General features: G+C 46.6%; 17 protein-coding genes. 2 read left to right on the forward strand and 15 right to left on the reverse strand.

Going from position 1 to position 21,174, the window contains the following annotated elements; translation table 11 throughout:
- Positions 1-45: 45 nt before the first annotated feature.
- From L5M10_RS04970 to rmuC, 6 genes are all read right to left on the reverse strand, one after another.
- Entirely contained in the window at positions 46-2,205 is a 2,160-nt protein-coding gene (locus tag L5M10_RS04970; RefSeq protein WP_263161076.1) for a DUF3488 and DUF4129 domain-containing transglutaminase family protein, read from the reverse strand.
- Complete coding sequence (locus tag L5M10_RS04975; protein WP_263161078.1) at positions 2,202-3,299, reverse strand: DUF58 domain-containing protein; 1,098 nt, start codon at positions 3,297-3,299, stop codon at positions 2,202-2,204. Before L5M10_RS04975 ends, L5M10_RS04970 begins: the two co-directional genes overlap by 4 nt.
- A gap of 71 nt (positions 3,300-3,370) precedes the next feature.
- Entirely contained in the window at positions 3,371-4,282 is a 912-nt protein-coding gene (locus tag L5M10_RS04980) for an AAA family ATPase (protein WP_028760026.1), read from the reverse strand.
- A 185-nt stretch (positions 4,283-4,467) separates the two neighbouring features.
- Positions 4,468-5,172 carry an EAL domain-containing protein gene (locus tag L5M10_RS04985; protein ID WP_263254955.1) on the reverse strand — a complete coding sequence of 235 codons (705 nt, stop codon included), beginning with the start codon at positions 5,170-5,172 and terminating at the stop codon, positions 4,468-4,470.
- Between the two features lie 239 nt (positions 5,173-5,411).
- Complete coding sequence (locus L5M10_RS04990; RefSeq protein ID WP_028760024.1) at positions 5,412-7,337, reverse strand: transglycosylase SLT domain-containing protein; 1,926 nt, start codon at positions 7,335-7,337, stop codon at positions 5,412-5,414.
- A gap of 81 nt (positions 7,338-7,418) precedes the next feature.
- Positions 7,419-8,993, reverse strand: a complete 1,575-nt coding sequence (rmuC, locus tag L5M10_RS04995) for a DNA recombination protein RmuC (protein ID WP_263254956.1) — start codon at positions 8,991-8,993, stop codon at positions 7,419-7,421.
- A gap of 253 nt (positions 8,994-9,246) precedes the next feature.
- On the opposite strand from rmuC, the gene msrP reads away from it, so the two are divergent.
- A complete protein-coding gene (gene msrP, locus L5M10_RS05000) occupies positions 9,247-10,281 on the forward strand; it encodes a protein-methionine-sulfoxide reductase catalytic subunit MsrP (RefSeq protein WP_028760022.1) in 1,035 nt (344 codons plus the stop codon).
- Positions 10,282-10,327: 46 nt separating this feature from the next.
- Positions 10,328-10,990, forward strand: a complete 663-nt coding sequence (gene msrQ, locus L5M10_RS05005) for a protein-methionine-sulfoxide reductase heme-binding subunit MsrQ (protein ID WP_113939639.1) — start codon at positions 10,328-10,330, stop codon at positions 10,988-10,990.
- Positions 10,991-11,148: 158 nt separating this feature from the next.
- Here msrQ and gloA read toward each other — a convergent pair whose 3' ends face one another.
- From gloA to L5M10_RS05050, 9 genes are all read right to left on the reverse strand, one after another.
- Positions 11,149-11,559, reverse strand: coding sequence for a lactoylglutathione lyase (gene gloA / locus L5M10_RS05010; RefSeq protein ID WP_006087315.1), 411 nt, complete (start codon positions 11,557-11,559; stop codon positions 11,149-11,151).
- A gap of 490 nt (positions 11,560-12,049) precedes the next feature.
- Positions 12,050-12,691 (reverse strand): endonuclease III, encoded by a 642-nt coding sequence (nth, locus tag L5M10_RS05015; RefSeq protein ID WP_113939645.1) that lies wholly within the window; start codon positions 12,689-12,691, stop codon positions 12,050-12,052.
- 192 nt (positions 12,692-12,883) lie between these two features.
- On the reverse strand, positions 12,884-13,582 hold the full coding sequence (locus L5M10_RS05020; RefSeq protein ID WP_028760019.1) for an electron transport complex subunit E: 699 nt from the start codon (positions 13,580-13,582) through the stop codon (positions 12,884-12,886).
- A complete protein-coding gene (gene rsxG / locus L5M10_RS05025; RefSeq protein ID WP_105252444.1) occupies positions 13,575-14,213 on the reverse strand; it encodes an electron transport complex subunit RsxG in 639 nt (212 codons plus the stop codon). The genes L5M10_RS05020 and rsxG overlap by 8 nt, the downstream gene beginning before the upstream one ends.
- A gap of 72 nt (positions 14,214-14,285) precedes the next feature.
- Complete coding sequence (gene rsxD / locus L5M10_RS05030) at positions 14,286-15,335, reverse strand: electron transport complex subunit RsxD (RefSeq protein WP_263145747.1); 1,050 nt, start codon at positions 15,333-15,335, stop codon at positions 14,286-14,288.
- Between the two features lie 26 nt (positions 15,336-15,361).
- The gene (gene rsxC / locus L5M10_RS05035) at positions 15,362-17,968 is read right to left on the reverse strand and encodes an electron transport complex subunit RsxC (RefSeq protein WP_263254957.1); all 2,607 of its coding nucleotides are present in this window, start codon (positions 17,966-17,968) and stop codon (positions 15,362-15,364) included.
- Entirely contained in the window at positions 17,962-18,561 is a 600-nt protein-coding gene (rsxB, locus tag L5M10_RS05040; protein ID WP_263254958.1) for an electron transport complex subunit RsxB, read from the reverse strand. The genes rsxC and rsxB overlap by 7 nt, the downstream gene beginning before the upstream one ends.
- A 1-nt stretch (position 18,562) precedes the next feature.
- Positions 18,563-19,141: an electron transport complex subunit RsxA gene (rsxA, locus tag L5M10_RS05045; RefSeq protein WP_006081543.1), complete on the reverse strand. Its 579-nt coding sequence runs from the start codon at positions 19,139-19,141 to the stop codon at positions 18,563-18,565.
- Positions 19,142-19,266: 125 nt separating this feature from the next.
- Positions 19,267-21,171: a GGDEF domain-containing protein gene (locus L5M10_RS05050; protein WP_263254959.1), complete on the reverse strand. Its 1,905-nt coding sequence runs from the start codon at positions 21,169-21,171 to the stop codon at positions 19,267-19,269.
- Positions 21,172-21,174: the final 3 nt, after the last annotated feature.

Here is a 21,174-nt window from a genome sequence, read left to right on the forward strand (position 1 = left end):
CTTGCTCCGATGATGTATCGTCAGTTAAAGCTCAGTTGACGAATGCTAGGCTAGATTGAACTTATCTTTCACTTTGGCTCTGAGCAATAACCAGTTGAGTTGCTTCGCCGCCGCTTTAAATGCGGTTAAATGCGCTTGATAGTCTTTAGCCGGTAAATCTTGGTACTTCAGCGCCACATAACTTTGTGTCAATGTTTGGAACAGCGTGCAAAGCTTTGGTGCACTGTGTTGGTATTGCTCAATAATCTGCTGCGCAAATTGATTTGGTCCATCACTGTCTTTGCGCTTAATGCCATGGTGTGCGAGACGATTACAGATCTGTTGATAACGAGTACTAATGGGATCGCCTTGAACTCTAAAATGTAATAAGCCCGCACTGTAGGCGATATAGAGCACGATAAGGCTGATACAGAGCCCCATAAAGACCGCGATTTTAGTGTGAGTCACATCGCCTAAAATGCCACTGAGCACTTGATTTTGCTTCTCTTGGTTAAAACCCAGTACCCACACGCTCCAGTAATAATCTACGCTGGCAAAACGTTGTCTTAACTCATTGAGCCAAGGCATGGATTTAAATCGTAAGCTACTAAAAGGGCTTTCCTGCAGGTAACTCTGCTCGGGATCAAACTGGGCGTCGAATCCTTGCTCGATACGATTGGGCGCCACCATAGCGGTGGGGTCGAAACGCACCCAACCTTCATCTTCGAGCCAAACCTCAGCCCATGCGTGGGCCATATATTGATACACACTGTAGTAATCCGCTTGCGGATTATATTCCCCACCCTGATAGCCTGTGACCATACGTGCGGGTAAACCTGTGGCCCGCGCCATAAAAATGAAGGCAGCGGCATAGTGCACACAAAAACCGGCTTTGTTTTCAAATAAGAAATCATCCACTTGCTGTGGCCCAAGGGGAGGCGGCGTGAGAGTGTAGAAGAAAGGCTCACTATTAAAGTGGCCCATCATGGCCCATAGTCGTGGCTTAGGCGCGGGATACTGAGTCTTAAACTGCTCAGCTAACGTTAAAGTGCGTGGATTACTTTGGCTCGGCAGTTCGAGGTTAATCTGTCTTTGCCGCGCCGATAGCCTGAGATCCATCTTAGCCTTAGGCCAAGACTCCACTTGATAACTCATTCGCTGATCGACATTGCGCAGCGCTAACAGTCGATAGTCGGGCATATTGACCACGCTATCATCTTGGCTGTAGGCCACATCGAGACCAAATAACCACGGCTGGTGGCTCGGCTCAACAATCACTTGATAACGAATACTATGCTTATCTTGCGCACCTGATGCCATCTCTTGATCTTCACTGCTTATCGGAGCAGGACTATTACTCATGGGATCAGGATTATTGACCATCAAAGCGGGGCTGGGCCGAGAGGGCGGAAACAGCAGCGCATCTTTTTGCAACTGTTTAATCCCCGCGTCTTGGCGCCAAGTGACACCATCATAGTTCTCCATCACGAGGGCGCGCCAATATAACTCGGCATTAATGGGCTTTGCATTGGTAAAACTCGCCCTAAAGGCAAGTTCAGTCGAACGGGTAAGCTTACCTATATCACCAATCGCCAGACTATCGGACAAGCCCGTTTGGGTTTCTTTCATGTTCGGCACTAACCAGAGCGGTGCAAGACGCGGTAACACTAAAAATAACAGCAGCGCGAGGGGAAGGCTCTGGAGTAAAAATTTGCCACCGATCCAAGCCGTGTGTTTTAAGGATTGCTTATCTTGATACAAAGTCACGAGCACGCAGGTATTGATCAGTGTCACCACGAGCAAGTGCGCGGTATTAAGCAGGGATTGATGGTCGATAAAGGTCAGCGCGATAATAAAATAGCCCGCGAGGACGACAACGCGCACATCCCTTTGATTACGCATTTCAATGTATTTTAAGGCATAACCTAACAGCAGCAGATTCACTAGCGCATTGAGTAAGCCGATTTCCTTTGAGACGAGTGCCAGTGTGGTTGCGGCGCCGATTGCAAGACTGGTGACCAAAAAACGCGGTGGTTTTGCCACTTTGCCGACATAAATCCCCACACGCCACAGCAAACAGATAGCGCAAATGCCCAAAGTCCAAGGCGTGGTTTTATCAAATAGTGGGCTTAATACCGCAATATTGGTGATCAATAACCAAAAAAGTGTCTGGCGGCTAATATTGTCGCCGATTTGAGGTGTCGTGCTATTGGCCGCTGACTTCATACTTGCTCCCTCGATGTAGGGATATGACGTTTCTTGCTGGTGGTTTTCGCCGTTTTATTTGAGTGCTTTGCCGCTGATGACGAATTAACGGCTGACGGCGCTAGCTGTGGATACAAGGCAATGGCTTTTTGACAGGCGATCCTATGGTGATTGCCTATCGCGGGCGCGATCAGCACATCGTCTCCCATTGGGTTTTGCAAATGTAAGCCAAAATACTGCTCAAGTTGCGTGAGTTTATTGACTTGCCAGCTTAACTGACCCAATTGGGTTTCGAGGCGTTTGGCATCGGGTCTGAGCCTTAACCAGACGGGATCACCTTGGGGCTGCTGGAATTCTTTAGTCAGCATGCCGCGACCCTGTGCCCATTGTTTCCATGCCACTTGCTTGAGGGATTCGCCGAGCACATGGGGTTTAAGGCCTTTAAACTCATCAATCCCCGATACATGTTTACCCGCGAGTAACAGGGGATCTTGCTCAGACTGAGTATGATCAGCCTCAAGCTGTAGCGGCGCTTCAATCGGCTGGGCAAAGACTAAGTGACTAATGGCTAAATCCACATGGGACCATGCGCGGCAAAGCCCTAAGGGATAGAAGGATTCAATTTTGAGCCGACCCGGTGACACTTGACCCCGCTGATGATACTCAAAGGGCACGAGCGCTTGTTGTTCATCTGTACCAAGGTTCTGCACCGTATAAGTGCGATTATTCGGATAGTTAACTTGTATGTTATGGCCACTATGGTGAGTGCTGATGAGGACGGGAAAAGTTAAGGTTTCGCCCGCATAGACTTCGGGCGGCGTCGTGGCCCGTAAATGTAAGCCAGCCAGATTTTTGTAACTGTAGAGAATGCAGGTATTAAAAAGGCTTAGGAGTAAGATGCTGAGGCCAATGACTAAGTTATTTTGATAGTTAGTGCCGAATAGATATAAAAGTAAAACCAGACCGAGCCAAACTAACCCAAAACCACTCGGCAGAATAAAAATGCTGCGATGGCTTAAGGTTATTTCGGGACTCGGTGGCAAGCGTCTTGCTAACCAACGTTGCCAAATCGGGACTAACGTCGGAATGAAAGTCGGGAGTATCAGTCGTTTCACTTCTGAGTTATTTCCTTAGTTTAATGGGTTAACTGCATACTTTAGCGATATCTCCTCATTACAGTATCTTGCTACATAATAGGGTTAACGCTGGCGAGAATTCGCTCAGATAGGGCTTCACCCTGTAATTGGCTACTGGTTCTGAGTCTATGCTCCGCTACACAACAAAATACCGCTTGCACATCTTCTGGGACTAAATAATGTCGGCCTTCTAAAAAGGCCCATGCCTTAGCCGCTTGTAATAGCGCTTTGGTGGCACGCGGTGATAACCCCACGCTGTCACTTTGGCTACGGGAAAAACTCACTAAGGCCAGAATATAATTGAGTAAGGCATCGGAAGCGCTGACCTTGTCGCACTGCTCTTGCAGTTGCATTAAGGCCATAGGTGTCAGGCATTGGGGCAATTGATCTAAGGTTAAGTGGTTATGATTGCTCTTAAGCATAGCGAGCTCAGCATCGTGGCTTGGATAACCAATAGACAGACGCATCATAAACCTGTCGAGCTGCGATTCTGGTAGCGAAAATGTACCGGATTGATCGGTGGGATTTTGAGTCGCGATCACAAAGAAAGGATTGGGCAATCTGTGGGTGATGCCATCGACGGAAATTTGTTGTTCGGCCATCGCTTCGAGTAAAGCGCTTTGTGTCTTAGGGCTGGCGCGATTAATTTCATCGGCCAAAATCATCTGCTTAAAAATTGGCCCAGGATGAAAGATAAATTGTGCTTGATGTTTATCAAAAATCGATACGCCGAGAATGTCGGCAGGCAGCATGTCACTGGTGAATTGGATCCGCTGATAGCTCAAACCTAAGCTTTGGGCTATACCATGGGAAATACTGGTTTTACCCATGCCGGGTAAGTCTTCAATCAACAGGTGCCCACGGGCGAGAATACAGGCTAGAGCGAGACGAATTTGCCTAGGCTTGCCCAGCAATACTTGTTCGAGTTGTTGTAGTAATTCGCTGATCCCAGATTGTGCCACGGGCGACTCCTAATACATTTGGAAGTGTGCTTAAGGTGCATTTGCAAGCTGATGTGCGTTATCACTATGGCGGATCATCGCCCGTATATCCAGTGGCATTTCTAGTGCTAAATCAATTACTCGACAGCATTAGGTTTGGTCTTGAGTGGGCTGGTGGCGCGAATGTAAACCGTTTTAGCCTGATCTTACGTAAGGCACAGTGCTTGGCTGCTGGTGGGGCGAATAAACCAGGATTTAAACAAAAAGCCTTGGACAAAGTCGACACCGATATCGCGCGCAAAGGCTAAGTGAGCTTCAGTTTCTATGCCTTCTAAAATGCATTGTTTGTGAGTCTTTTTGGCAAAGTTGACCAATGCAATTAATAATTGGGCTCCCTCTGGGTGTGTTATGTGCGTTAACCAATGACGGTCAAATTTAAGATAATCCACGTTCATCATCAGATCGACACTGAGCATGGAGTGGGGCGCACCAATATCATCCAGCGCCACATGTATCTTAGCTTGTTTAAATTGAGTGAATAATTGACTGGCCAGCTGGGCATCGTTAATGCAGGTGTTTTCGATGATCTCGACCGTGACTCGTTCATAGTGGGACAGTGAACGAATGAGCTTGGCGGTATGTGGTCCATCGACGGCGTGGGGATCAACATTGATAAAAATTCGCTGCTGACTCGGCGCATGGATGAGTTGAAATGCCTTGGCTTGATATTCAACTGCAGCGAGTATTTCTGTGGATTCATGCAATTGCTCGAACACAATATTAGGTGCAACCGCATCACCATTAGGCAAGTAAAAGCGTGCTAAGGCTTCATAGCCGTCGATAGCTAAAGTATGAGGATTGACAAAGGGTTGGTATTCGCAGCTAAGCGTTAACGAACTAAGGTTAATCATGGGTGTAATGGGATTCTTAATGCTTTAATACTAATTATTCGCATTTAACGCCCTTCAGTGCAAACAAGTTTTCGATAAAACGGCGTGATTGCTGAATAATTATTCGCTTTGCTAATTATTTGAATTTAGAGAATATCATTTAGAATTTTTGGTGGTTAAAGCATGAGCGTTACCCTAGGGTATGCTGAAAAGTAGGAACTCGATGCAGCTGAGTATCGAGTTCCTTTTCATGTCACGAGTTAGTAAGCAAACTTAAGCTCAGCTTCACTGAATAATGGCTGTGCTTTTTGCTTTTGCGCCTCATAAATCAATCGATAGCTGAGGACGGCTTGAACATATTCACGGGTTTCAGTAAAGGGAATGGCCTCGATAAAGCCCATGGCATCGAGTTTGCCATCTGAGTTTGATAACCAGCGACGCACGCGAGAGGGACCCGCGTTATAGGCCGCCGTGGCGAGGATGCGGTTTTGGTTAAACTCTTTCAACAGCTGGGCATAGTAAGCGCTACCAAGATTGAGGTTAAGCTCTGCGCTGTAGAGATCCTTTGGATCGCTATATCTGGCCCCGTGTTTTTTGGCGGTAGCTTTGGCCGTGGCAGGCATAATTTGCATTAGGCCACGGGCACCTACGCCCGAGGTCGCATAAAGATAGAATGCACTTTCGCGGCGGCTAATCGCACGGATCTCATCGATGTTAACCCTATGCTTTTTGCTGGCGTGCTCAAAACCGGCTTGGTGTGCCATAGGGAAGCGTAGGGGAATATCATCCCACAACTTACCTTGAATACTGGCTTCAACACCAAAATCGTACCAGCCCTGTTCATGGGCATAGCGTCCATAGCGTGCTCGCATCGTATTGTCACTGCGTTTTAGTAGCGACATCCATTCATAGCGAGCATCAAAATAACGGTCGAGCGCCATTAACTCTTGCACGCGCACAAAACCCAGATCATCGGTTAACTTTTGGCTATTGGCATCAACAACAGGCTCAGGGCTTTGATTGAGTGATACCGGTTTATTTAAGAACTGCGCAGCAGCAAAACCGTAAAAATTACGTTCATTACTGATTGTCGCGAGCGCTTTTATGGCGCTTTCAGGCGCTTCTTTGGCATTGGTGCGATAAAGCCAGTATTGCCAACGTTCCTTTGCTAAGGTTTCTGGTTGGAGTAGGTTCAAGTAACGGGCAATACTGCGCATGTCGTGATCGCGGATAGCCCATCTTAAACGGCGCTCAAATAGGTCGTCATTTTTCAGCTCAGTGAGCACATTGTCGACATAGTTTTTATAGTTATCATCTTGTTCAATTAAAATGCGGCGAACAAGGTATTTATCCAGCTGCTGCGCTTGTTCTGGGGTAAAACGATGGGCCTTTTGATACCGTTCATACAAATTAATGGCTTGGTCGAGATCCTTACGGGCAAGGCGTTTTAATCCTGCGGCAACAATGTCACCGACAATGGGATTTTTATCTTTAAACTTTTCGGTATGGCGCAGGCTATTGGGATCTTTATAGACGGCGACTAAACGCTTAGCTTCGTTACTATGGGTGGTGATTTTTTGGGATAAAAAACTCAGTAAACTCGTTTCGCCAGCCTCGAAACTCAGCATCATTCGCGCCCATACGACATCTTGAGTGCGTTTACCGGCTTTGGTCCATGTGTTGAAAAGAGGATCACATTCCTTTGGGCGCGAACCCCCAAATACCCAAAGTGATTGTGCGGCCGCATAAGCCGTTTTTAGATCACCCTTGGCGAGTTTCGCCTCATAGTAATAACACTGCAGGCGGATGTCGGTAGGCGCTTCTGGGGTGATCGCAAGATAATCATTCCAGCGTTTTTGGCTACCAGCGTTGTTTAAATATTTAGACCGCAACCTATTGTACATGGGTGTGGTTTCATATTTTTCAATCAAGGCTTTAGCTGCATAACCCTGTAAGGCATTAAGAGCACCGATGTCGATATCATGATCTAAATAAATCGCGAGCGGATAATTACCTAGTTTTGCCCGTAGGGGTTTATAGGTTGCATAATCTTGCTTCTTCAGGGCTTTTTCGGCCTCAAGAAAGGTTTTCTGCGTTGACGTTAACGCAAGTGCAGCAGGGGCATTCAATGCGCCTGCGAGCAATATTGCACTGGATATAACCACATTTATAACTGCTTTGCACATGGAGCGTTTGCCTCCGGGCATCAAGGTATCAATCGACATGTCCGTATCGATTTGAGGTAATTAATGGGTGTTCAATTCTTGTTATCTATCATTGCACTCGACAGGCTCGATTTCTGTGTCCTTAGTATCGCGGGTATGCGACAGATTAAGTTCAGCGTCGTCATCCTGAGTGTCGTTATCGTCTTGGGCTTCATTGAGTGCTTTTTCTAGCAGCATTTTATCCAGTTGTTTGCTGGTATCGACCCCGAGCTGCTGCATTAAATGGGCTTGACGCACTAGGTTGCCTTTGCCCGATGACAGCTTGTTCATTGCGCTGTGATAGGTTTTTTCTGCATTATCTAAGGCGCGGCCGAGTTTTTCCATGTCTTCAATATAACCACATAACTTGTCGTAAATTCGACCAGCTTGTTTTGCAATGGTTTGTGCGTGTTGATTTTGATATTCGTAGCGCCAAATATTGTTAATTGTGCGCAGGGCCACCAACAAATTCGTTGGACTAACGAGCATGATATTCTGCTCAAGGGCAAAATTGACTAGGCTAGGATCATGCTCTAACGCCAGTAAAAATGCCGGTTCTATAGGAATAAACATCAATACATAATCGAGACTCTTAAGCCCGTGCAGATGTTGATAATCCTTTTGACTTAAACCTTTAATGTGACTGCGAATTGAAATGACATGCTCGTTAATCGCCTGTTGGCGCAGTGCCGGATCTTCACTGTTGAAGTAGCGCTCATAACTGACCAATGACATCTTAGCATCGATGACTACATCTTTATTTTCTGGCAGATGCACAATCACATCCGGCTTAAAGCGCTTACCGCTATCATCCTTGAGATCTTGCTGAGTATGGTACTCATGGCCTTCACGTAGGCCGCTTTCCTGCAGTACGCGATCGAGGATCACTTCACCCCAGTTACCTTGCTGCTTGTTATCACCCTTGAGCGCTTTGGTCAGGTTGATGGCATCTTGGCTCATCTTCAGATTGAGCTCCCTTAAGTGCTCAAGCTGATGTTTGAGGGCGCTGCGCTCGGATTGTTCGTGGGTGTAGGATTCACGAATTTGCTGTCTGAATCCTTCAAGCTGTTGTTTTAATGGCCCAAGTACGCCTTCGAGTTGGCTGGCATTTTGGTGCTTAAAGTTTTCGCTACGTTCTTCAAAAATACGGTTTGCGAGGTTTTCAAATTGGGTTTGTAAACGCACTTCGGCCGATTCTAAGCTGGCAATTTTATCCTGCAGCGATTCTTGCTGGGCATCGGCCTTGGCTTGAATGGTTTGCTGCATGGCATTGGATTTCGACAGGGCTAATTGGATCTCTAACTGACGGCGCTGGCTATCATTTAATTGCTGCTCTAAGGTGGGCACGCGTTCGGCTAAGGCCTCGGCTTTGCCCAGTTGTTCAATTTTGAGCTCAAGGCGTTGTTGGTATTGACGTAATTGCGCTTCTTTGTCATCAACCAAAATTTGCTGTTGTGCTAAGGATAATTCTGCATCTTCATTTACTTGACGCATTTCTTGCTCAAGTTGGTCTTTGTGTAGTTGCCAGCGTTGGCGGGTGAGTCTTTGATTGAGCAGAGCACCGATCAACAGGCCTAAGAAGGCAATGGCGAGAAGGCCGATGATTTCGGCGACAGAAAAAGATTGAGAAAATGGCATGATCAATAGCACTCCTTTAGCTTTGGCGCTTAGGTTCGCATGCCCCCCAACAGGCTTCAAGCCCTTTAATCAACTATATCTGCGCTTAATGCTTGAATGAGCAAGTCTTATACGTTTAAGGTGAATTTATTCACGGGTGGAAAGTTTTTCTGGCTTTTACCTGTCTATATAAGAGTAAGCGATACAGACGAGCGCCAGAGAAGGTTTTTATCGCAACTCGGTGACTTTAATCATTGGATGGTAGAGGTGTCAATTGGCTAAACATTCCCGTTTTACCCCAGGTATTCTTAAAAAAGCGCAGTGGCACATGCAAGACAACCAAGTGACGCCCGAAGCGGTATTTCGCTCGCGTCGGCAAATTGTAAAAGCCATGGGACTCGGTGCTATCGGTGCCAGTGTGCCCGGTTATGTGCAGGCTGGATTATTCGATCTATTTGGCGATCAACCTAAGTCCTCATTTATCACTACGCCACTGACGTTTCAATCCAATAAGCAGTACGGTGACGCCGATGTGTTAACCCCGTTTGATAAAGTGACGCAGCATAATAATTTCTACGAATTTGGTACGGACAAGCAAGATCCCTTCAATAATGCCCAAGGCTTTAAAGTCGACCCTTGGCAACTGCGTATCGAAGGTGAAGTTGAACGGCCCATGACCTTAGATTTTAATGATCTGACTAAAATGTTCCCGCTTGAGGAGCGTAACTATCGCCTGCGCTGCGTTGAAGCTTGGTCTATGGTGATCCCTTGGGTGGGGTTCCCGCTGGCGGCATTATTGAAAAAAGTTGGCGTCACCAGTAAGGGCAAGTATGTCGCCTTTGAAACCGCCTTCGATCCCGAACAAATGCCGGGGCAGAAGAGCCGATTAATGGGGGGAGGTATTCATTATCCCTATGTTGAAGGCCTCACGATAGCCGAAGCTATGAACGATTTAACCTTAATGTCGGTCGGTTTGTACGGCAAAACCCTGCCACCGCAGAACGGCGCGCCCATTCGCTTAGTGGTGCCGTGGAAATATGGCTTTAAGAGCATTAAATCAATCGTGCGAATTCGCGTCATGGATAAACAACCGCCGACCAGCTGGAATCAGCTTGCCTCACACGAGTATGGATTTTATGCCAACGTTAATCCGGCGGTGGATCATCCGCGCTGGTCGCAGGCCACAGAGCGTCGTATCGGCGAGGGGGGATTGTTTTCAGCAACCCGCATCGATACCCAGCCGTTCAACGGTTACGGCGAGTTTGTGGCTTCACTGTATGACGGCATGGATCTGAGGAAATACTATTGATGATTGGTTTGTTGTTTGGGGATTCGCTATTAAGCGGGGACAAACTATGTTGAGATTAACCGCTAAGCACTTGTTTTGGCTAAAGGCGTTATTTCATTTGTTGGGTTTAGTGCCCATCGTCTACCTTGTGCTCACAGTGGTGCTTGGCCGTGCGGGTGGCGATCCCGTGCAGCACATTATTCACTACACAGGCATAGGCGCATTAAATGCGCTAGCGGCGACCTTACTGATCTCACCGATTGCCAAGTTGACCAAGCAAGGGCTGTTGATGCAGACCCGCCGTTTAGTGGGGTTATATGTGTTTGCCTATGCCACTTTACATATTTTGGCCTTTTTTAGTTTAGATCTGTTGTTTGCTTGGGAATTACTGTTTAGTGAAGTGGTAAAACGGCCGTATATTTTAGTCGGCGCTGTGGCTTATCTTATCGTTTCCGCTTTGGCGATAACTTCGTTTAAAGCCTTGATGCGTAAGATGGGACGTCGTTGGCAAACCTTGCACTATGGGGTGTATTTAGTCGCGATATTGGCGCCAATCCATTTTTACTGGTCGGTAAAATCGGAAATCATCGAGCCGAGTCTGTATATCGTAGGTTTTAGTGTGTTGCTGCTGTGGCGCACGCCTTGGTTTAAACGTCATTTCAGCCGTAAAGTGGCGAACAAAACCGAGCGAAAGCTGACACAAGATAAAGCTTCGATAAAGTCGGTTTAGACGTATGGCGCGAGCAGTAAATCACTGGCTTGATTTATGTTTCTTTGTGCCTAACGTGAGATCTAAAGTATAAAAACAAAAATGCCGAATGAAGATCCGGCATTTTTCGCTGAATAAATAGTCTTGCTCAGCTATTTTTCGGGTTCAGTTGACAGGACTTAACCTAAACCTTGAGTCGCTGATTTCATTTGAATAAACTCAATTTTATAACCGTCTGGATCTTCAACAAATGCAATCTCAGTGGTACCACCAGCGACAGGACCTGGGGCGCGAGTCACTTTGCCACCGGCTGCGGCAATAGCAGCGCAACGGGCGTAGATATCTTCATCACCAATTGCTAAGTGGCCAAAGCCTGTGCCTAAATCGTATTTGTCAGTGCCCCAGTTATAGGTCAGTTCAACCACGGCTTGGCCTGTGGATTCTTCACCATAACCCACGAAAGCTAAAGAATATTTGTACTCTGGATTTTCAGAGGTGCGAAGTAGTTTCATGCCGAGCACTTCAGTATAAAAAGCAATACTGCGTTCTAAGTTACCGACGCGGATCATAGTATGTAATAGTTGCGACATAGGTCCTCTCTCTAAATAGATTACGGGGTGGAGTATACCAAAAATCCGTAGATGGACCTCGATAAATGTCAGCCATTGTTTTTACAGCGCTTGACCCAGATTAACGCTTAGGATAGGGAAATGATTGTCTGTAAGAGGAATTTTCAGGATTTAGAAGAGAAAATTGCCGATAAATTGGCTATCGCTCACAAAACACAGATACAAACATGGGTTTTTATCACTGGGTTGATAATAATGTAGCTATACCAACTAGGAGAGTGAATGATGAACACCGAACTTAAAATGGCTTTAGGCACCACAGTTGTTATTGCTTTATTTTTCAGTGCGTTCTTTGTTTCAATGTTTTAACGACTAATACAAGTTTGAGTTAACCCAGTTCCAAGTTAAGCAAAAAGCCGCTATTGCGGCTTTTTGTTTGTTTGAAATTCAGTCTAATCAATGTGAAAACAACACTGAAACGTCAATTTGCTCCACTCAGTTGATTCGAAGCTTATTCTTCAGGGTATATTTTTTCTTTAAAATCACACAAGTCTTCAATGATACAGCTGCCACAGCGGGGTTTGCGCGCAAGGCAAGTGTAGCGTCCGTGCAGGATAAACCAGTGGTGTACATCGACTTTAAACTCCGCCGGCACGACTTTTAGCATTTTCTCTTCCACTTCGACTACGTTCTTGCCGGGCGCGAATTTAGTGCGATTGGCGAGGCGGAAAATATGGGTGTCGACGGCGATGGTTGGCCAACCAAACGCAGTGTTTAGTACCACGTTAGCCGTCTTGCGGCCAACGCCGGGCAGAGATTCTAGGGCTTCGCGGTTTTCTGGTACTTCGCCATTGTACTTTTCAATCAAGATCTCACAGGCTTTGATCACATTGATGGCTTTGTTGTTGTATAAGCCTATGGTTTTTATGTATTGCTTTAAACCCTCTACGCCAAGGGCATAAATGCTGTGGGCTGTGTTTGCCACAGGAAAGAGCTTGTCTGTTGCCTTGTTGACACTCACATCTGTTGCTTGGGCCGATAACGTCACTGCCACTAGCAGTTCGAAGGGACTTGAAAAATTGAGTTCGGTTTCAGGTTTGGGATTGTTATCGCGAAGACGAGTGAGGATCTGGATACGTTTTTCTTGATTCATGTACGATTCCTGCGCTGTGGTGGGTTTCAACTCTCAACCGTTCATTATCACTATCTTATTAATGATGATTGATGAGTTTACAACCCACGTTCGCTGATTTTCTTATGCTTTGAGTTTTGCCGCTAATCATGTGCTAGGCACACATTAAACGCGTTAACACGAGCGCCATAATGCCTGTCGTTACTTGAAAGCCTAACCTACCTTAGTGATCCGTGCGCGGGTAACACTCGGCTCTGCGGCGACTTGAGGTTGGCGTTCTTTGACTTTTTTATCAATCACATTTTTCAATGCAATCAATAATCCCATCACGATAAATGCGCCGGGTGGCAGCATAGCAAGGAGAAATGGGGTATCGACTTGCCATAGATGCATGGTTAACGATTTAGCCCATGGGCCGAGCAGTTGATCCGCACCATCAAACAGTGTGCCTTGACCTAAGATTTCCCGCGTTGCGCCCAGCACTGTAAGCACTAAAGTAAAACCAAGGCCCATCATTAGACCATCGAAGGCGGCACTAAACGCATTATTACGCGAGGCAAAGGCTTCGGCGCGGCCGATGATGATGCAGTTCGTCACAATTAATGGCAGGAAGATCCCAAGGGATAAATACAGGCCGTAGGCATAGGCATTAATGAGCAGTTGCACTGTGGTGACTAGCGCGGCGATGATCATCACAAACACAGGAATACGAATTTCTTTGGGCACATAGTCGCGCACCAGTGACACCAAAATGTTAGAGCCAATCAGCACCAGCATAGTGGCTAGACCAAGGCCAAGGGCGTTAGTGATCGTTGCAGTAACCGCGAGTAGCGGACATAAACCTAACAGTTGCACTAGGCCTGGGTTGTTTTTCCACAGTCCTTGCCACGCAATTTCGCGATAATTAGTCATGGTTGGCCTCACAATTTAGCGGCTGGCTGAAAATTTGTGCTTGGTTAGTGCTGAAATACCATACCGCGTTTTTGACTGCTTTAACATAAGCGCGCGGGGTAATGGTTGCACCGGTAAATTGGTCAAAATCGCCGCCATCTTTTTTAACTAACCATTGCTTATCATCTGCAGAGCCCAACACTTTACCAACAAACTGAGTGACCCAATTCGATTTACGTAGTTCAATTTTGTCACCCAGCCCAGGGGTTTCTTGATGGGACAAGGTACGTACGCCTAAGACTTCACCTTGGATATTAATCCCAACAATTAATTTGATATTACCGCTATAGCCATCGGGTGCTATGGCTTCCATGGCGATAGCGACAGGCTTGCCTGCATGGGTAGCAATATAGGCCGGCATTGGACTATCCGTGCCTAATGCTTCTTTGTTTAATAGCAAGGTACACTGAGCGGTAAGCTCGTTATCATGTATTTCATCAGGGATTAATTGTTGCAATACTCGCATCAATTCCTGTTGTTCTTGCTGCTTAATCTTGTCAAAGGTTTGTTGATTGACCGCGGCGACGAGACCCGTGCAAATCAAGGCAAACAGTGCCAATAAAAAACCATTTTTAATCATCGGATTTTTCAACTCTTTTTCCTTAAGCTCTCGTTGCCAGCAGAATGACATTATCTTGTAGCATGACTAGTCCGCCCAATGGCCTTAGCTAGCTGAATGACCATAGGTGCGTGGACGCACATAGTAGTCAATAAAAGGGGCGCAGAGGTTAGCCAATAACACGGCAAAGGCAAAGGCGTCAGGGTAACCGCCTTTAATGCGGATGATATACACCAACACACCAATTAACGCGCCGAAGATAATGCGACCTCGGGGGCTGGTTGCAGCTGTGACGGGATCGGTTGCGATAAAAAATGCCGCTAACATGGTCGCGCCAGAAAACAAATGTAATAGGGGACTGCCTTGGGTATCGGGCGACAGTAAGAAACCGATACTTGATGCAACAAAGAGCCCCAATAACACGCCAGTACTGATGTGCCAACGAATGGCTTTCAGTTTAAGTAACACTAAACCGCCAGCCAGATAAGCTAAATTCACCCAGAACCAACCTACGCCTGTGCTGCCATCAAAAATGGCTTTAGTCAGGCTTTCTGTGGTGGTTAATCCTAGGGATAAATCGGTTTTAAGGGTATCGAGTGGCGTCGCCATTGCGATGCCATCTATCCCTAAACGAAACTGTTCCAAGTTAACGTGGGCGCCAATGTTGAAGATAAGTTGCAAGCTCTCAGCTAGGCTAGGTGAATGCAGCGCAACGGTACTCGGTGCTATCCAAGTGGTCATTTGCACTGGGAATGAGATTAGCAGCAATACATACGCCGCCATTGCAGGGTTAAACAGGTTATGGCCTAAACCGCCGTAAAGGTGCTTAACGATAACGATCGCAAAGGCGGTGCCCATCACTATCATCCACCAAGGTGCTAGGGGAGGAATGGCGACACCAATCAAGATTGCGGTCAGCATGGCGCTGTTATCGCTAAGGCTGGCTTTGATATTACGATTGCGAAGTTTCATCACCGCGGCCTCACAACTTAAGGCTACGAGGATCGCCAGCAGGACTTGCACGAGTGTGCCCCAGCCAAAAAAGGCGCATTGCACCACAAGGCCCGGCAGTAAACATAAAATCACCCTTTGCATCACAGTTGAGGTTTGCAAATTACGTGTGACATGGGGTGATGAGGCTATTTTAAACGCCATTGTGTTCCCTTTTTATCATTCTGTTCTTAATCATTAGCAACATTTGAATCGCTCGAAACTTCGGTTTGTTGAGCGAGTGCCGCTTTTTTGGCTTTTGCCTTGGCTATGGTGGCAGCAATCCGCGCTTTTTTAAGCTCATCGCCTGATAAGGCTGCCGTTTCAATGGGTTCTGCAATTTGTTCTGCGGATGGTAAAACGGCTTCGGGTTTAGCTGCGACGGCGTCAAGTGCTGCTATCGACGGCGATGCCACGTTCGTTTTAGTTTGAATGTCGTCAACTGACGTGGACTCTGCCTCTAAATCAGACTTAGGCTCAACAATTGACGCCGCTGCTTTTTTCGCTTTGGCACGAGCAACTGCGGCAGCCACTTTCGCCTTTTTAATCGCTTCAGCGTCGTTAACGTCAGTAGCGGCAGCTTCTTTATCATCATTCACATCTGCTTGAACGCTAGTTGCGGAATCAACTGCCGGAGTCGCGGTCTGAGTTAAATCATTGTCAGCATTTGTCTCAACTTGCTTCGCGGCTTTTTTCGCTTTAGCACGGGCAACCGCGGCGGCTACTTTGGCTTTCTTAATCGCTTCTGAATCATTAACGTCACTAACGATAATTTCAGTATTGCTAACTTCAATATCACTAGCGGCGGTTTCTGCTTGCTGCGCCGCTTTCTTGGCTTTTGCCCGCGCGACTGCGGCAGCTACTTTGGCCTTTTTATCATCGGCAGCGCTGGCTTCTGGTGTACTGTCAGCCGTTTCAAGCGGCGCGGTATCGGCTTGCTGAGCCGCCTTTTTAGCTTTGGCGCGAGCAATGGCCGCGGCGACTTTGTCTTTCTGAGATAACGGTGCTTCTTGCGCGATTGCATCTGTTGCTAAGAAGGATTCATCACTGGCATCAACATTCACCACATTGTTTGTATCTGCACCATTTGTATCAGCACCATTGGCATTCACTTGGGCGGCTTTCTTCGCCTTAGCGCGGGCTATGGCTGCGGCAACGGCAGCTTTACCCTTGGGCGCGTCTGTCGTATCAGTGCTTATTACGTTTGATTGATGATTCAATGATTCTTCAGTCGACAACTCTTCAGTTGCTGATTGTGCCGCTGCGGCTTTTTTCGCGGCGATCCGTGCCATGGCTTCGGCGACGGCATTTTTATCCGTGCCAGTCATAGTCGCTTGTCGGCGCTCTGCGGCTTCTTTGGCCTTAGCTTCACGGGCAAGCTTTTCTTCTTCAAGACGCGCTAAACGGGCATCGAAACGCTGTTTAGCGCGCTCCGCTTGTTGCTTTTCATCGGCGGCTTGTTTAAGTGCAGACTTGGCAATACGGTAATACTCGACTAAGGGAATATCACTCGGGCAGACGTAACTACAACAACCGCATTCAATACAATCCTTTAGATTGTAGCTGGCAGCTTTGTCATATTCTTCGGCCTTGGCGTGCCAAAAGAGTTGCTGTGGCAATAAGAGTGCAGGGCAGGCATTGGCGCATTCGCCGCAGCGGATACAGGCTTTTTCTTCTGGCGTAGTTCCTATTTCTTGGCTGCTTGGCACCAGAATACAGTTAGTACCTTTTAAAATAGGCACTTGGATATTCGCCAACGCATGGCCCATCATAGGCCCGCCAATAATCACCTTTTGTTCCGGCTCTGGCGTGAACTCAGTCGCAGCTAGCACATGCTCAACAGGTGTGCCTATCGGTAACCAGTAGTTCCCCGGTTTACCTACATTTTTGCCCGTCACAGTCACAACGCGCTCAATCAGCGGTTTACCTTGAGTAACTGCTTGATGAATCGCAAAGGCAGTGCCGACGTTATGCACGACGATACCGAGTTTGGCGGGAATCGCGCCCGAGGGCACTTCGCGGCCAGTAATTATTTGAATTAACTGCTTTTCACCACCAGAAGGATATTTTGTCGGAATGACCGTTACCCGAATGCTGTCCGCTGGGAGCCCACATTGGACGACTGCAGCTTGCATGGCTTTGGCCGCTTCTGGCTTATTATCTTCAATGGCGATAACAATGCGTTTTGGCGTTAATAACCGATGAATAATGCCAATACCGGCGAGGATATCTTGGCTGTATTCGCGCATTAATCTGTCATCGGCGCTGATATAAGGTTCGCACTCGACGCCGTTGATGATGACTAAATCAATTTCACTGACCGGATTAAGCTTAATATGAGTTGGAAACGCCGCGCCGCCCATGCCTGCAATGCCAGCAGCACGGATCTTATCGATCATCTGTTGATGGGTTAAATCATCAAGCTCATTTTGCACCAGCTCACACCAAGTGTCTTTGCCATCGGCTTGGATAACGCAAGTGTTAACTGGCAATGCTGAGGCGTGGTTACTTGCCCTTGGCTCAATGGCAACGATAGTGCCCGATGTCGGCGCATGCACAGGTAAATGCCAAATGGAGGTACCTTGAGTTAACGGTGTGCCTTTTAATACGCTATCGCCGATGTTTACCGCAAGTGTGCAATTTTCACCGACTTGAGGGATGGGCACTAAGTACGTATTGGCTAAGGGCAGTTGGCTAATCGGCGTCGCGTTCGAGAGGAATTTGACTTCGGGTGGATGTATACCACCGGGTGAGCGCCAAAGGGTTCCTTTATCTAATTGATCTAATAAAGTTAACACCGCTTTTCCTCTTCTGACTGTGGGTCTTGGATCTGAATCTCTTGAATGAGAGTCACTGGGATGGCATTTAAGCGCCAGTTCCAATTTTTAAGATTCTGGGTGACTGGGATCATATCAATACAATCGACGGGACAAGGCTCAACACAGAGATCGCAACCCGTGCAATCGGTTGTCAGCACAGTATGCATAAGCTTACCTGCACCGATAATCGCATCCACGGGGCAGGCTTGAATACACTTAGTGCAGCCAATACATTCGTCTTCACGTATGTAGGCGACCTTTTTCACTTGAGATTGTGCTTCGGCATTCAGTGGCTCTGGCTCGACGCCCATCAGGGTCGCCAGTTTTTCCATGGTGGCTGTGCCGCCGGGAGGGCATTTGTTGACTTTATCACCGTTGGCAATCGCTTCAGCGTAAGGGCGACAGCCAGGGTAACCACATTGACCACATTGGGTTTGTGGCAGAATCGCTTCGAGTTCATCAACAATCGGATTGCCTTCAACCTTAAATTTAACGGCGGCAAAACCGAGTAATAGTCCAAAGACTAATGCCAATAGGGTCAACAATATGACTGCAATTAAAATTCCGGACATCTTACTTAACCAATCCTGTGAATCCCATAAAGGCGAGGGACATAAGACCTGCGGTGATCATCGCTATGGCGCCGCCTTTGAAAGGTAAGGGGACATCTGCGGCTGCTAAACGTTCGCGCATCGCCGAGAAGAGAATTAACACTAATGAGAAGCCTAACGCAGCACCAAAGCCATAGATAGCCGATTGGATAAAATCGTGCTTCTCGTTAACGTTCAATAGGGCAACACCCAACACAGCACAGTTAGTTGTGATCAGCGGCAGGTAAATCCCTAAAGCGCGATGCAGTGCAGCACTGGTTTTTTGCACCACCATTTCAGTAAATTGCACCACAACCGCAATCACTAAAATGAAGCTCATGGTTCGCAGGTAGCTCAGATCAAAGGGCAATAGTAGATACTGGTTGACGAGGTAACTGAGAATTGAGGCTAACGTCAGCACAAAAGTGGTCGCCATAGACATGCCAATAGCGGACTCCAGTTTACTGGAGACCCCCATAAAAGGACACAAGCCTAAGAATTTCACTAAAACGAAATTGTTGACCAGTACTGTACTGATCAACAAGAGGAGATATTCAGTCATCTCAATACTTTTCTAAACGGATCTTGGCCGTATTATCGACTTTTCCGTTTGCATAAACAACATATAGAATGCAGGGTTAACCATCTTTACTGTAAATTTTGGCGACGAATTAACCCGTTAAAGTATTAAATTTGATCTGTAATCGCCATGGCTTGGGGCTGTGCTATGTAATAGCCTTGCAATCCATCAACTAAGAGTTTTTCGAGGGTGAGTTTTTCTTCTTGGCGTTCGACGCTGGTCGCAATAACCCGAATGCCTATCCGTCTTGCAACATCCACCATCATACGGACGAAGAACTTATTATTGCTGTCTTCATCAATGTTCGATGTGTAGCTGCCATCAAGCTTTATGTAGTCTGGGCGCACTTCACTGAAGAATTTGAAGGACGTAAAGCTCATGCCAAAACGCTCTATCGACACCCGTGATCCAACGCTATGTATTTCGCGAACGAACTTATAGCTTGCCCCTAAGTTAGACTGCATACCGGACTCATTGATCTCAAATACTAAGCGTGAGGCGATGTATTTTTGCTTGCCTAAAATGTCCTTTAGCCAAGCGAGAAACATATCTTGATGCGCAGAAAATGCGCTGATATTGATGCCAAAGTTACCCGAAATGGTCGGGTTTTCCTTAAGCATTCTTAATGCACTGATCACCACCAGTTTATCTAATTCAGAACTCATACCGTGACGTTCGGCCATAGCGATCACTGTGGTGGTCGGTAAAAACTTACCTTCGCTATTGTAAAAGCGCGCCAACAACTCACGGTAAACCTCTACATCAGTTCGGCAGGGCTGAATTGGCTGTTGGTAGAATTTTAATGCTTGGCGAGTGACTAAATCATTGATCGCCATTTTCCAGCGATCATCACCAAACTGCTCGTCACCATTGAGTTTTTCTTGGATATGATAGCTATTAGGCCCAAGGGTCTGCGCTATGCTGACTGCGGTATCCGCAATCGTCAGTAAATTAACCGCATCGGTACCTTGATGATAGGGCACTAAACCGATATGGGCGACAGATTCCGCTTTTGTCATCTGCAAATATTCATCGAGATAAATTTTTAATTGATCTAAAAATTTTGGCGCATCCTTCAGCATGACATCAGGAATAAAGATGGCAAAATCAGCGCTCGATACCCTGAAACATTCTGCATCTGAATACTTACTACAGGCTTTGCGGATACAATTTGCCACCCTTGAAAGATAATCATCCCCCGCAGTTCGCCCTTGTTTTTGATTGATTTGCGCAAGCTCCGTGGCCTTAACCATTGTCATCAGCCCCAATTGAGGAATATCGGGATTACTTATGGTTTCTAATTTTTGGGTAAAGCGCTGGCGACTACCAAAACCTGTCACTGTGTCTTGATAGGCCGCTTTATGCAGCTTTTCATTCTCTTGATTGAGTTTATCGATTTGGGCTTTAAGTTGAAGACGACACTCTTCAAGGGATATTCCAATGGGGTTGAGCTCACCTGTGAGTTTTGATGATGCGACAGCAGAAAAACCTAACTCAGGTATTTTTGAAATATAATCAGCAGCATAACGTATCGCCGCCCTATGTTTTGACATTAACAGAATAAACACTAACAGCAAGATAAGGTAAGCCACCAGTAACATGACACCGAGCTTTTGAGTATGACTAATCGAAGTTTCAATCGCTTGGTTTGCACTGAGTTTGACTTGTAAACGACCGGTTGCCAATTTTTGTGTATGACTGAGCTCGATAGAAAATAAACGGGCTAAAGGATGAGGATGTTGGCTGTCTAAACGACCTTCGGTATAACTCAGTTGGCCATCGGTATCATCAATATATTGGAAAAATTGGAATGGGTAATTTTCAGAAAGCTTTTTGAAGAGTTCGGCGCCATCACCTTGCCATTGTTGGTAGCGGGTTAAACTGGTTTTAAAGCTATCCAGTTCTTGCTGTTGTTGGATTTGTAATTGGCTATTTTCGCTTTGATAAACCCAAGCAAAAAGACCTAAGAAAATAAGCAGTAAAAAAATTGGATATGATTTTGACATGGCCATAAA

Origin of the sequence: Shewanella sp. SM32, assembly GCF_025654235.1 — a bacterium.
In the GTDB taxonomy this organism is placed as follows: Bacteria; Pseudomonadota; Gammaproteobacteria; order Enterobacterales; family Shewanellaceae; genus Shewanella; species Shewanella oncorhynchi.